Source organism: Sutcliffiella horikoshii (genome assembly GCF_019931755.1).
Classification (GTDB): Bacteria; Bacillota; Bacilli; order Bacillales; family Bacillaceae_I; genus Sutcliffiella_A; species Sutcliffiella_A horikoshii_E.
Genome location: NZ_CP082918.1, coordinates 3,304,204 through 3,316,895, shown reverse-complemented (window position 1 = coordinate 3,316,895; position 12,692 = coordinate 3,304,204). Strand labels below are relative to the sequence as shown.

The following is a 12,692-nucleotide window of genomic DNA, read 5'->3' as shown; positions in this document are numbered from 1 at the left end:
CGTGCGACTATGCACGTTCGTTTTATTTTGGATCAAGCCTTGTCTTCCAAGTTGGCTTCTAGGACTTTACTTTTCCACTCTATGTCTAAGTCATCTCCATGATCGATAAAGTCGTAGAAAGAGGCTTCCATTCCATTTTTCTTTAACATAAAGGAACCGGCCCCTTGTGGTCTGTCTATGTCCACGAAGCGGAACATATCTTGGAAAATGAATGGCTCCTTGCGTCGGACCATCACTTGCAGATGGTCATCTCTATTTAGGACATCCTCATCTCCAAGCAACTTCCCATTTCGGTAAAATTCAAGCAAGACCTTGCTCAAAACAACTTTTTTTCCTTTATAAGTTACTGCTATTTCTTGTTTTGTTTCATACTGTTGATTGATAGAAAGCATTTTTACTGTAGGTGTGCTTCCCTTTTCCCAGACAATCTTGTCTTCATTGGAAAAATGGTCTTGTAAAGAGACTTGTTTTCCATTCTTCTTCACTAGGACAGAAAAGGCTGATAGGGTTGTTTTCTCATCGTTTATAAATAAGTGAAATGGCTCAAGATCCTTTCCTGCAACTTCGCTGCTCTGCACAAGGAGGTCCCCTATGGTCTCCGGGTAGGTGAAAGTAACCTTATCACGGTCTGCGAGTTGTTGGTCTAATGCGGCAGGATGACCGTTAAGGAGTAAGCTTGGATTGACAGCTTTAGCTTTGCCGTTTACAGTAACTGAAATGACAGGTAACGCTGTTCCTACTACCTCCCGGACAGTTATAGCGGCTGATTTCCCATCCACGCCTTTTTCCACCATAATGACATCGCCATTTTCAATAGGATCAAAACTTTGAGCCGGCTGTCCATTTTTTAAAATCTTCGGTGCCTCTCCAAAACTTCCTGGACATGTAATCCCTTTTCCATTCACTTCTACCATTAATGCCAGGCCTGGCTTTCCAACCAATTTGTTGATGCTAATCCCGGCAGCTAAAAGGCTGTCTCCAATGGTCAGTTTTTTCACATCAAATAAACGAACGGGAAGCTCATTAACGGTGACAGAAACGTATTCAATTGGTTTTTCCTTTGCAGCAATGGCAATTCCGATAGGCGTGATAAATTCAGGTCCTTTTACAGGAAGGTCTGTTTGATCCAATTGCTGAATCGCGTCTACTCCTCGAATTGCCACACGATTTTCAGATAAACCTAGTTGCTCTGCAATGAGGAAGGGCAGAGAAGGGGTAAGGCTTCCACCTCCCACCAGCATGACAGCTTTGGGTGCTTTCTGGTTATTTTGCCTCTTAATCTCCTTTGTGATAGACGAGGCGAGTTTCTCTATAGAGGAGTAAATCTGATCTACCATTTCTTGTTTAGATAGAGTTTGTTCAAAGCCAAGAATATCTGTAAAAGTAATTTCCTCATGATGGAGCAAGTCTCGTTTGGCCTGTTCCGCCTGTGGAAAGTCAAGTAGAAAAGCATCACTCAAACCTTCTGTAATTTCATCTCCGGCAACAGGGACCATTCCGTATGCAGTGACAGTCCCATCCATAGAGATTGCCACGTCAGAAGTACCAGCCCCGATATCTACTAAGGCAACATTCAATCTTCTCATAGAAGGTGGTATGAGAGCATTTATAGCTGCAATCGGTTCAAGTGTCAGGGCTTCAAGTTGAAGATCGGACCGTTGTAGGGCGGAAATCAATGATTCTACTACGATTTTTGGTAAAAAGGTTGAAATGATTTCAACAGATGCTTTTTCTCCTCTTTGGTCGAGCAGGCTGCCTATTTCTTCTTCATCTAAGTAATACCTTAGAACGGAATATCCCACACAAAAATATTGATTAGCAGAATCAATTTCATTTTCTTGAAGTAGTTTCCTTTGCGCTTCTTGAACAGCGGAAAGTTCTAATAAAAATATATCGTCTTCGGTAAAAAGAGCTTTCCCTTTAATATCTTGGATCGCATAGGCCGTCTGTGTTTTTAAAGCCCTTCCTGCAGCAGCGACGCATACTTTCTTTAATGGTCCATGTTTTTCTTCTAATTTCTCTTTTACATATGTAATTACTTTGGAGACTGCCAAAATATCATGAATTTGACCATCCAACATGGCGCGTTCTTCGTGCTCTTTTACTACTATATCCTTGATGCGGAACTTGCTCTTATCTTGTTCTAACAGTAGTCCTACCACTGACCTTGTTCCAATATCCAATGCGAAAATCAAAAAAGATTCACCATCCCTATGTAGCATCATATAATACTTTACCGCTTAAAAGCGTTTAATTAATAAAGAAAAAATCCGTGACAATCAGAAAGTCATCGTTTATAATAACTAATTAATAGAAATGTACCACAACTCGGTACTGTTATAAATACAGAAAGGATGAAATTATATGAGTCATAACGAATTAGATGCCTTGCGAAAACAAGTCGAAGAACTAAACTTACAACTATTAGAGGTTATCAACAAGCGCGGTGAGCTTGTCCAAGAAATTGGAAAGCTTAAAGAGGCGCAAGGTGTAAATCGATATGACCCTGTCCGTGAGAGAAAAATGTTGGACCTGATCACGGAACATAACGATGGACCTTTCGAAACTTCCACTTTACAGCATTTATTCAAAGAGATTTTCAAAGCTGGTCTTGAACTGCAAAAAGATGATCATAGAAAAGCTTTGCTGGTATCCCGTAAGAAAAAACCGGAAGATACGGTTGTTGAAGTAAAAGGAGTAAAAATTGGTGATGGATCTCAAAACTTCATCGTCGGTCCTTGCGCAGTTGAAAGTTATGAACAGGTTGCCCAAGTTGCCCAAGCAGCAAAAGCGCAAGGAATTAAACTTCTGCGTGGTGGGGCATTCAAGCCAAGAACATCTCCATACGACTTCCAAGGACTTGGATTAGAAGGTTTAAAGATATTAAAACGTGTTGGTGATGAGTTTGATATGGCAATCATCAGTGAAATCATCAACCCTGCTGATATTGAAGTCGCATGCGATTATGTAGATGTCATCCAAATCGGTGCACGTAACATGCAAAACTTTGAACTACTGAAAGCTGCTGGTGCAGTGAAAAAGCCAGTTCTTCTAAAAAGAGGACTTGCAGCAACGATTGATGAGTTCATCAATGCAGCTGAGTACATTATCTCTCAAGGTAATGACCAAATCATTTTATGTGAGCGTGGAATCAGAACTTACGAGAAAGCTACACGTAATACATTAGATATCTCTGCTGTACCAATTTTAAAGAAAGAAACTCATTTACCTGTATTTGTGGATGTAACACATTCCACAGGCAGAAAAGATCTTCTATTGCCTACTGCAAAAGCAGCCCTTGCAATCGGTGCAGATGGAGTGATGGCTGAAGTTCATCCTGATCCGGCAGTAGCACTTTCTGACGCGGCCCAGCAGATGGATATCGAAGAGTTCAATGAGTTCATCACTGAATTGCGCAGTCACTACGCATACAAATCATAATAAGATTTCACCAAAGACGAGCGGGCAGAACGCTCGTCTTTGTCTGTTTTCATAAGTTTTCATAAAAAGTTTACATTTAGCAAAAGATATAAGCAGGAGTATAGTAAATTCATTGCTTGTCTGCTTAGAATAACGTATGATTATTAGATAAATGCGTTATTTTGCCAAAATTATCTTATTAATTATTGCCCTACATAGATGCATGTATATAGAAGGAGAGTGTGTGTGAATGAATGTAACGATTTATGATGTTGCAAGAGAAGCGAATGTTTCGATGGCAACCGTTTCCCGTGTAGTAAATGGAAACCCGAATGTAAAACCAACCACAAGAAAAAAAGTATTGGAAGCAATTGAACGTCTTGGTTATCGCCCTAATGCAGTAGCTAGAGGACTTGCAAGCAAAAAAACAACAACGGTAGGAGTTATCATCCCTGATATCTCCAATATCTTCTATGCAGAGCTTGCTCGCGGGATTGAAGATATTGCAACGATGTATAAATACAATATCATCTTAAGCAACTCCGACCAAAATGTGGACAAGGAGTTGCACCTGTTAAACACGATGCTTGGCAAACAAGTAGATGGAATTGTTTTCATGAGTGGTAATATTACAGAAGAATTGGCTGCAGAATTTGAAAGATCCCCAGTTCCTATTGTATTAGCTGCATCGATCGAAAAAGACAATAAAGTGCCATCCGTAACCATTGATTATGTTCAGGCCTCTTTTGACGCTGTAACGGCATTAATTGAAAAAGGGCATAAACGAGTTGGATATGTGTCAGGTCTTTTTGAAGAACCAATCAACGGTGAGAAAAAACTGACTGGCTATAAACGTGCACTAGAAGAAGCAGGTCTTTCTTATGACGAGGAGATCGTGATAGAAGGTGACTATTCTTACGATTCCGGTATCGAAGCTGTGGAAAAACTTATCGGAATGAAAGACCGTCCAACAGCGATTTTTGTTGGAACGGATGAAATGGCTTTGGGAGTCATTCATGGTGCTCAGGACAACGGATTGAACATCCCAGAAGACATTGAAGTAATCGGGTTTGATAACACTAGACTGGCTACAATGGTCCGTCCGCAGCTTTCCACAGTTGTACAACCGATGTATGACATCGGAGCAGTAGCCATGAGACTATTAACGAAATTCATGAACAAAGAGAAAGTAGAAGACCAAACTGTCGTACTTCCACATAGAATTGAATTTAGACGCTCAACAAAATAAAAATACTGTCGATATAGATAGTAAAAGAAGAGGACAACCACCAAAAAGTTTGTCCTCTTTCTTTATCTAAAAATGTCAATCAATTGATTAATCAACTATCCCCAGTTGACTGGCGTGTAAGGTGGGAGACTCCTGCGGGGGAGTAACGGTAGCTTGAGACCCCACAGGCGAAGCCGAGGAGGCTCAAGCACCGTCCCGCGGAAAGCGACCACCTGAAACGGAAGGAAACTGGGAGTTAGTGTAATAAGTCAATTAAAAAACAAACAAGAGCGTTTAAGGTCAGGGGAGAAAGTATGAAAAAGTTTGATATGTTAACACCAATAGGTCTCATTCTCGGTCTAGCAATGATTTTATTCGGCATCATCAACAACTCTGGATTAAGCGGTGCAAGCAGCTTCTTGCATTTTCCTTCTTTTCTAATCGTAATCGGAGGAACCCTGGGAGCGCTATTAATAACCTTTAACTTAAAAGAGATGAAAGTAATGCCTACTGTAATAAAAGCGGCATTTTCCCGGCAAGAAAATGAACTGCCCAACTTAATCCAAACATTTGTCCGATTGTCAGACCGAGCCAGAAGAGAAGGGCTATTAGCTCTGGAAGCGGAATTAGAAGATGTAGAGGATGATTTTATTAAAAAAGGCGTACTGCTCGCGGTGGATGGTGTGGAACCGGAAGTAATTCATGACATCATGAATGCAGAAATTTCAGCAATGGAAGAAAGACATATGAAGGGAAGAAGCATTCTGGAAAAAGCAGGAGATTACGCTCCTTCATGGGGGATGATCGGTACGCTGATCGGGTTGGTCCTGATGTTGAAAAACTTAAACGATCCAACTACCCTCGGACCAAATATGGCCATTGCTATTCTGACAACGTTGTATGGCACCCTTTTAGCAAACCTTGTGTTTCTCCCGATGGCTAGTAAACTTGCAAATAAAACAGAAAAAGAAGTATTTTTAAAACAAATTATTATTGAAGGTGTAATCGGCGTTCAGTCAGGTCAGAATCCAAAGATTTTGGAAGAAAAACTATCTGCATTCCTTTCTAATCAAGATCGGGAAAGAAAAGATGAAGCGGTAGCTGAAACATTGGAGGAGAACTTCCAATGAAGCGCCGTAAGAAGAAGGTGTCTGTTGAAAGTGGTGCACCAAAGTGGATGGTCACGTTTTCCGACCTCTTTATGCTTGTCTTAGTATTTTTCATATTATTATTCTCCATGTCACAAATAGACTTGGTGAAATTTAAAGCTGTAGCAGAGTCGTTCAAGCAAGTGAATATTTTAGATTATAATCCATCTGCCGTTCCTTTTGAGCACCCGACAGATTTCTCTGTAAATACGGAGTCGACCAATAACCAAGACGATGTAGCAGAAAACGAGGAACAAACGCAAGAGAACGAGGACAGTTTGCAAGAGCTGCTTGTGGAAGTACAAACGTTTTTAGCCGAAAATGACCTCGAGGATGTTGTGGTTGCTAACAGAACAGAGCGTGGTATTGTCCTCGTGCTAGAAGAAAAGGTTTTGTATGAAACGGCTGAAGCCAGAATCCTTCCAATTGCACATCCTTTTCTCGATAAAGTCGGAACATTATTAACGAAAATTCCGAACCTGGTCAAAGTAGAAGGACATACCGATAACAGACCGATCTCAACAGAAAAGTTCCCTTCCAACTGGGAATTATCTGCAGCCCGGGCTAGTAGTGTTATTCGATATCTGGTTGACTCCCATGACTTAGATCCTGAGCGATTTATTGCAGTAGGTTATGGCGATACAAGACCGATTGTAGAGAACACTTCAAATGCAAACTATCAAAAGAATAGAAGAGTAGAAATAGTCATTTCCGATCCTCAAAAAGAAGAAATAGTGAACTAAAATGCGAAAAACCAGCTCTTCACGCTAAACGGCGTAGTGCTGGTTTTTCTTTAGCCAATCTGTGAATTACTATCAGTGCGCAGATGGCTTATAGGGTATAAAGCTTTTGAGAGAAGCTGTTTATTTTTCTCCGTGATTTCCTGTTTTCGTGGAATCGGTTTATACAAATCTTCCTGGTCTTCCCACTCAGCAGGCAGTTCTACAGGTGCCTTGTCTTTCCATTCGTTTATCCAATCTTCTGACAATGAACCGTGCACATTGTTCGTTTCCATCATCTCTAACCAAACATGAGACCATGCCCGTGGAACGACTCTCCAAATATCATAGCCTCCTCCTCCAACACCAATCCATCGCCCTTTACAATATTGATGGGCAATTTTATGAGCAAGCTTCGGAATCTCTCGGTACACTTTAATAGAAGTGGACAGATGTGTAAGAGGATCATAGTAATGGGCGTCAGCACCATTTTGCGTCAAAATGACATCCGGTTTAAAGAAATTGGCCACTTCTGTAAGTGACTGTTCATAAACCTCCAAGAAGGACTCATCTTCTGTAAAGGCATCGATCGGAATATTGAAAGAATACCCATATCCATCTCCTTGACCTCGTTCATTCACATTGCCTGTCCCAGGGAATAGATACCGCCCTGTTTCATGTATAGAAAGGGTACAGACGTTGGGATCCTCGTAAAAAGCCCACTGAACACCGTCGCCATGATGGGCATCCGTATCTACATATAGAACCCGGGCTCCATACTTCTCTTGAAGATACTTAATGGCCACAGCAGTGTCATTATAAATACAAAATCCAGATGCCTTCCCACGGAAACCATGATGTAGGCCACCACCAAGATTTAGGGCATGTTCGGATTTTCCTGTCATTACTTGGTCAACAGCTGTTAATGTTCCACCAACAAGCAGGGCACTTGCCTCATGCATATTAGGAAAAATAGGCGTATCTTCGGTGCCAAGCCCATAGTTGTTTGCTTTCTCTTTTGGTAATACCCCTTTTCCCGCCAATTTAACAGCCTCTATATAGCGCGGATCATGAATAAGCGCTAATTCCTCATCAGTAGCCATTCTCGGTGGAACAATATCTTGAGCAGAAAGAAGATTGCTCTTTTGAAGCAAATCATAAGTGAGCTTGACTCTTAGTTGATTGAATGGATGGTTTTCACTGAACTTATAGGTCTGAAAATCATCCGAATACACAAAGACCGCTTTTTTCATGAGGTCACACCCGGCAAATTCGGCCATAACACTTCATAGCCTTCTTCCTGCAGGTCATGGATGACACCTGTGGGATTCATCGTTTGAACCCGGAAGACAAGGATTTTAAACTGCTCATCCTGATGAGGGTAGACAAGCACACTGAGTATATTTAATTTGCGTTTTTTTAATATGGAGGTCACTTCCGCAAGCTTGCCGGAAATATTTTCGACTTTCACTTCAAATTGTGATGCGGGCTGGTTTGCTCCTGTTAATTGTACGAATGTATAGAGAAGGTCCGTCTCTGTCACAATTCCTACGAGTTTGGAGTCCTGTATGATCGGAAGGCAACCAATCTTATATTCGTAAAAAGTTGCAGCAACTTCCTCCACGAAATCTAGGGGGTGCCCTGTTAATAGATTTGTTTTCATTACTTTGGTAAGAGGCTGCTGCAAGTCCTCTTGCGCACTGTTTTCATATAATGCTGCCTGCAATCCGTTACGTACATCTCTGTCCGATATAATCCCAACCAACTGTTGATTACTATTTACAATAGGGATATGTCGGATGTTCTTTTCTTCCATAAGAAGAAGGGCATGCTCCACTGTATCTGTTGGAAGTAATGTATGGACATTTTTCTTCATAATTCTTTCTACAATCATGGTCTTTCCTCCTTGTAAAAGAAGTTCCGTTTAAAACATTATATGCTAGTACATAAAGCGGTTGTGAAAGCGCAGTTGATCAAATCTCTGGATAGATTCCTGGTCAATGTTTTTACCGATTCTGGCCATCAGACAGTTGGCAGGATGGGAACTGATTTCAGGATCATCAGTTGCATAATATTCCAAACCGCCGGCATTCATCATTTTCTCCATTATCTTTCTATACTCCCAAACATTAAGTCCTGTTCCCTTTAGGTCCCAGTGCCAATAATATTCTGTTGTTATGACAATATAGTTTTCCATCATGTCATCCATCATGGAAACTTGAAGCAACGATTTGCCAACCGAACTACCGCGAACTTCCGGTACTACTTCAATGGCGCCAAGTTCAACAAGGTTTTCCATTTTCCCCTCGGACCATCTTTCCATCGGATCAGGATAGAGATAGGTAACATAGCCAACAATTGTATCGTGTGTTCTTGCGATGATGATTCTTCCCTCTGGAAGGCCCGCAATTTCAATCAAGGCCTTACGCTGTTGTTCCGGAGGTCTAAATGCAACAAGGTCTTTATGAAACTCATAGCTTGCCAGCTTCTCTGGTGTTACTGGTCCTTCAATGATCAAGCGGCTATTTTTCGTTCTAATTTCCTTTGCATTATACGTTTTTCTGTGTTCCATCTAACTCTCCACCTACTTTTACCTACAAGAATATTAGTAATCTTCTAATTATATTTTCTCATTTAACTAGAAAAACACAAGTGAATTAAAACGCTTTCATCTCACTCTACCTCTAGTCTACTAGAAAAAACAAAATTATTCATGCAATACTATTAATTTTTAAAAAATTGAGAAAAAATTCTATCTGTACTATAATAGAACTGTAGAAATATACATAAGGGGTGTTTGTGGATGAAAGTGGAAGCGTTACCAGTAACGAAGGGGAACTACAATCTAGAAGACTATGAACAAACCTACCGAAATTTTGACTGGTCAGAGGTAGAAAAGAACTTCAGTTTTTCCGAAACGGGGAGAGTGAATGTTGCTCATGAAGCCATCGATCGTCACGCAGAATCAGCACGAAAAAATAAAGTAGCACTATATTACCGTGATCCGGAACGTGATGAAAAATATACGTTCAAGGAAATGAAAGATATGTCCAACAAAGCAGGTAACATTTTGAAACAGACTTGCGATGTGGAAAAGGGAGACCGCGTCTTTATTTTCATGCCGCGTTCACCTGAGTTGTATTTTGCAGCACTTGGAGCGATCAAGCTTGGGGCGATTGTCGGACCATTGTTTGAGGCATTCATGGAAGGCGCTGTAAAAGACCGCCTAGAAGACAGTGAAGCAAAAGTAATCATCACCACACCAGAACTGCTAAACCGTATCCCTCTTGATGACCTGCCTGCACTGAAGCATGTGGTACTAGTAGGGGAAAATGTGAAAGAAGAAGGACCTTTCATCGATTTCAACTCCCGTATGAAGGAAGCAAGCAGAAAGCTTCAAGTGGAATGGGTGGAAAAGACGGATGGCTTGGTGCTTCATTATACAAGCGGATCCACTGGCAAGCCAAAAGGAGTGCTGCATGTCCATAATGCCATGGTTCAGCACTATCAAACAGCTAAATGGGTATTGGACCTTAAAGAAGAAGATGTGTACTGGTGCACCGCTGACCCAGGTTGGGTAACAGGAACGGCATACGGTATCTTCGGTCCTTGGCTTGTAGGAGCATCCAATGTTATCGTTGGCGGTCGTTTCAGACCAGAAGCTTGGTATGAGACCATTGAAGATTATGGCGTATCTGTATGGTACAGTGCACCAACAGCATTTCGTATGTTGATGGGAGCAGGGGATGAAGTAGTGAAAAAGTATGATCTATCTTCTCTTCGTCATATTCTAAGTGTCGGCGAACCATTAAATCCTGAAGTAATCCGTTGGGGTGTAAAAGTGTTCAACTTGCGTGTCCATGATACGTGGTGGATGACCGAGACAGGAGCACAATTGATTTGTAACTATCCAGCAATGGAAATCAAGCCGGGCTCCATGGGCAAACCTATTCCTGGAGTAGAGGCGGCGATTGTGGACGATCAAGGAAACGAACTTCCTCCATACCGCATGGGTAATCTTGCTATCAAAAAAGGTTGGCCGTCCATGATGCACACAATCTGGAACAACAAAGAGAAGTATGAGTCCTACTTTATGCCTGGAGATTGGTATGTTTCAGGTGATTCAGCTTATATGGATGAAGAAGGCTACTTCTGGTTCCAAGGCCGCATCGATGACGTTATCATGACATCCGGTGAACGTGTCGGACCATTCGAAGTGGAAAGCAAACTTGTCGAACACCCTGCTGTTGCAGAAGCCGGAGTTATTGGGAAACCGGACCCGGTGCGCGGGGAGATCATTAAAGCTTTTGTTGCGCTTCGTGATGGATATACAGCAAGTGACGAGCTCAAAGAAGAGATTCGTCAGTTCGTTAAACGCGGGCTTGCAGCACATGCAGCACCTCGTGAAATCGAATTCCGTGACAAGCTTCCGAAGACTCGTAGTGGGAAGATCATGCGTCGCGTGTTGAAAGCGTGGGAGTTGGACCTGCCTACTGGTGATTTGTCGACGATGGAAGATTAATGAGCTTAGTTTGGATAAACAGCAACCTGCCGTTTTGTTTTGCGGTGGGTTGTTGTTTTTTATTTTGATTTTGGGAAATTGGGAGGGAGGCAGGTATGTTGGTGTGTTGGCATATTGTGTCGAATTTTGTTGAAAGGTAGAAGATTTCGTGAAAGTGGTAGAAGGTTAGCTCTAAAAGGTAGAAGCTAGCGTAAAAGCTGTAGAAGGTTATCTCAAAATGGTAGAAGGTCTCACAAAAGTGGTAGAAGCTCTACCTGTAAAAAACCGAACATTTCTGTTGAAAGGTAAAAATAAAAGAAATATCCGACTTATTAAAATTTCGTATTGCGAAATAAACCCCAACAAGAGTACTATAGATACAGAACATAGAGATTAGGGGAAACCACAATGGGAAAACATAAATTATTTTTATACACAAAAGCATTATCCGACTTTGGTTCTTTTATGGACTTAATTGTATTAAATGTCGTGGTTTATGCAGCGACGGGGAGCCCTGTCTGGTTGGCTGCAACGATGGCAGCTAGAACAATCGGAGGAGTTCTGGCAAGTTTAGTGAGTGGTGTGGCGGCAGATAAGTGGAACAGAAAAACCATCATGCTTGTGACGGATATCTTGAGGGCGGGGCTGATTCTGTTACTGATACCTTTTCCAGATCCAATGATGATCCTTGTGGTATCAGCTTTAATTGGTTTTATTAATAGCTTTTTTATGGTTAGTTTTAGTGCGGAGGTTCCGCAAATATTCGGCCAGGACAAAATCATTGAAACGAACTCGCTTATTGCAAGATTGACATCCATCAGCCTTGTTACTGGCTTTATTGGTGCAGGGGTTATTACGGAAGTTTTAGGATATAAGTATACGTTGATGATTGATGCGGGTACATATTTGTTATCTGGTTTTGTGCTTTGGAGAATGAAGTGGGATGCTACAACAGCTAAGAAAAGCAGGGAGCTAGTCAGTGGGTTTAGAAATAATATTTTGTCTGTTTTCACGGATACAAAAGAAGTGTACCGTTACCTGAAGTTAGCCCCAATGCTTCTCACGATCAATGTTGTATTTCTGGTTGGTTCTTTTGCAGGTAGTTCGCATAATCTGGGGATTCCTTTATTGGCTGAACAGATTGATGGGGAGCGTCAAAGCTTCTATTACGGAATGATTTGGGGAGTTTGGGGAATCGGTTCCGTCCTTGCGACGTACACCATACCTAAACTAAAAATTATTAGAAGTGAGAAAATCTATTCCGTATTTTTCGTATCGGCCATGTTCATGTCACTTGGCTTTATAATCTTCTTATCAAATACATTTGTTAGCATTGTTTTATTTTTTGCTTTTTTAACAGGAATATTTGATGCTTGTTTTACCACTTTACATGCAAGCATACTGCAGAAGTCGGATAATTACATAAGAGGAAGAGTATTTGCGGTAGGGATGTTGCTGAAATCATTAGGTTTTGCACTTGGGTTTATCGTTGCACCAATCCTGTTAAAAGCTCTTACTATGCCACAAATGGTTTGGATATTGCATGGAACGCTTATCACAACTTCACTTGCGGTCCTTATTGCGGCAACCATATGGAGTAGTAAAAAGAAGCAGGCAGAAGCATTGATGTAAATGTAAAAGGCACTTGACCTTCGAGGGTCAAGTGCCTTTTTAAG

At 41.3% G+C, this 12,692-nt stretch carries 10 protein-coding genes; 6 read left to right on the top strand and 4 right to left on the bottom strand.

Going from position 1 to position 12,692, the window contains the following annotated elements; translation table 11 throughout:
- Window positions 1-32 precede the first annotated feature (32 nt).
- A complete protein-coding gene (locus tag K7887_RS16935; protein ID WP_223490752.1) occupies window positions 33-2,225 on the bottom strand; it encodes a cell division protein FtsA in 2,193 nt (730 codons plus the stop codon).
- Window positions 2,226-2,364: 139 nt separating this feature from the next.
- Between K7887_RS16935 and K7887_RS16930 the strand changes: the two genes are divergently transcribed.
- From K7887_RS16930 to motS, 4 genes are all read left to right on the top strand, one after another.
- Window positions 2,365-3,441, top strand: a complete 1,077-nt coding sequence (locus K7887_RS16930; RefSeq protein ID WP_223490751.1) for a bifunctional 3-deoxy-7-phosphoheptulonate synthase/chorismate mutase — start codon at window positions 2,365-2,367, stop codon at window positions 3,439-3,441.
- A 229-nt stretch (window positions 3,442-3,670) separates the two neighbouring features.
- The gene (ccpA, locus tag K7887_RS16925; protein ID WP_088019215.1) at window positions 3,671-4,669 is read left to right on the top strand and encodes a catabolite control protein A; all 999 of its coding nucleotides are present in this window, start codon (window positions 3,671-3,673) and stop codon (window positions 4,667-4,669) included.
- A 293-nt stretch (window positions 4,670-4,962) separates the two neighbouring features.
- A complete protein-coding gene (motP, locus tag K7887_RS16920) occupies window positions 4,963-5,778 on the top strand; it encodes a flagellar motor protein MotP (RefSeq protein WP_223490750.1) in 816 nt (271 codons plus the stop codon).
- Window positions 5,775-6,539 (top strand): flagellar motor protein MotS, encoded by a 765-nt coding sequence (motS, locus tag K7887_RS16915; RefSeq protein ID WP_223490749.1) that lies wholly within the window; start codon window positions 5,775-5,777, stop codon window positions 6,537-6,539. The genes motP and motS overlap by 4 nt, the downstream gene beginning before the upstream one ends.
- A gap of 50 nt (window positions 6,540-6,589) precedes the next feature.
- Here motS and K7887_RS16910 read toward each other — a convergent pair whose 3' ends face one another.
- The 3 genes from K7887_RS16910 to K7887_RS16900 are packed head-to-tail and all read right to left on the bottom strand — an operon-like array spanning window position 6,590 to window position 9,087.
- Window positions 6,590-7,795, bottom strand: a complete 1,206-nt coding sequence (locus K7887_RS16910) for an acetoin utilization protein AcuC (protein ID WP_317849219.1) — start codon at window positions 7,793-7,795, stop codon at window positions 6,590-6,592.
- Window positions 7,765-8,409 carry an acetoin utilization AcuB family protein gene (locus K7887_RS16905; protein ID WP_223490747.1) on the bottom strand — a complete coding sequence of 215 codons (645 nt, stop codon included), beginning with the start codon at window positions 8,407-8,409 and terminating at the stop codon, window positions 7,765-7,767. Before K7887_RS16905 ends, K7887_RS16910 begins: the two co-directional genes overlap by 31 nt.
- Before the next feature lie 45 nt (window positions 8,410-8,454).
- A complete protein-coding gene (locus K7887_RS16900; protein WP_223490746.1) occupies window positions 8,455-9,087 on the bottom strand; it encodes a GNAT family N-acetyltransferase in 633 nt (210 codons plus the stop codon).
- Window positions 9,088-9,318: 231 nt separating this feature from the next.
- Here K7887_RS16900 and acsA point away from each other — a divergent pair, with 231 nt between their 5' ends.
- A complete protein-coding gene (gene acsA / locus K7887_RS16895; RefSeq protein WP_223490745.1) occupies window positions 9,319-11,037 on the top strand; it encodes an acetate--CoA ligase in 1,719 nt (572 codons plus the stop codon).
- A 387-nt stretch (window positions 11,038-11,424) separates the two neighbouring features.
- Window positions 11,425-12,648: an MFS transporter gene (locus K7887_RS16890; protein ID WP_223490744.1), complete on the top strand. Its 1,224-nt coding sequence runs from the start codon at window positions 11,425-11,427 to the stop codon at window positions 12,646-12,648.
- Window positions 12,649-12,692 lie beyond the last annotated feature (44 nt).

Bases quoted from the DNA above. Each gene is read 5' to 3' on its own strand.
- K7887_RS16935 (WP_223490752.1), bottom strand. From the start codon at position 2,225: ATGATGCTACATAGGGATGGTGAATCTTTTTTGATTTTCGCATTGGAT.
- K7887_RS16930 (WP_223490751.1), top strand. From the start codon at position 2,365: ATGAGTCATAACGAATTAGATGCCTTGCGAAAACAAGTCGAAGAACTA.
- ccpA (WP_088019215.1), top strand. From the start codon at position 3,671: ATGAATGTAACGATTTATGATGTTGCAAGAGAAGCGAATGTTTCGATG.
- motP (WP_223490750.1), top strand. From the start codon at position 4,963: ATGAAAAAGTTTGATATGTTAACACCAATAGGTCTCATTCTCGGTCTA.
- motS (WP_223490749.1), top strand. From the start codon at position 5,775: ATGAAGCGCCGTAAGAAGAAGGTGTCTGTTGAAAGTGGTGCACCAAAG.
- K7887_RS16910 (WP_317849219.1), bottom strand. From the start codon at position 7,795: ATGGCCGAATTTGCCGGGTGTGACCTCATGAAAAAAGCGGTCTTTGTG.
- K7887_RS16905 (WP_223490747.1), bottom strand. From the start codon at position 8,409: ATGATTGTAGAAAGAATTATGAAGAAAAATGTCCATACATTACTTCCA.
- K7887_RS16900 (WP_223490746.1), bottom strand. From the start codon at position 9,087: ATGGAACACAGAAAAACGTATAATGCAAAGGAAATTAGAACGAAAAAT.
- acsA (WP_223490745.1), top strand. From the start codon at position 9,319: ATGAAAGTGGAAGCGTTACCAGTAACGAAGGGGAACTACAATCTAGAA.
- K7887_RS16890 (WP_223490744.1), top strand. From the start codon at position 11,425: ATGGGAAAACATAAATTATTTTTATACACAAAAGCATTATCCGACTTT.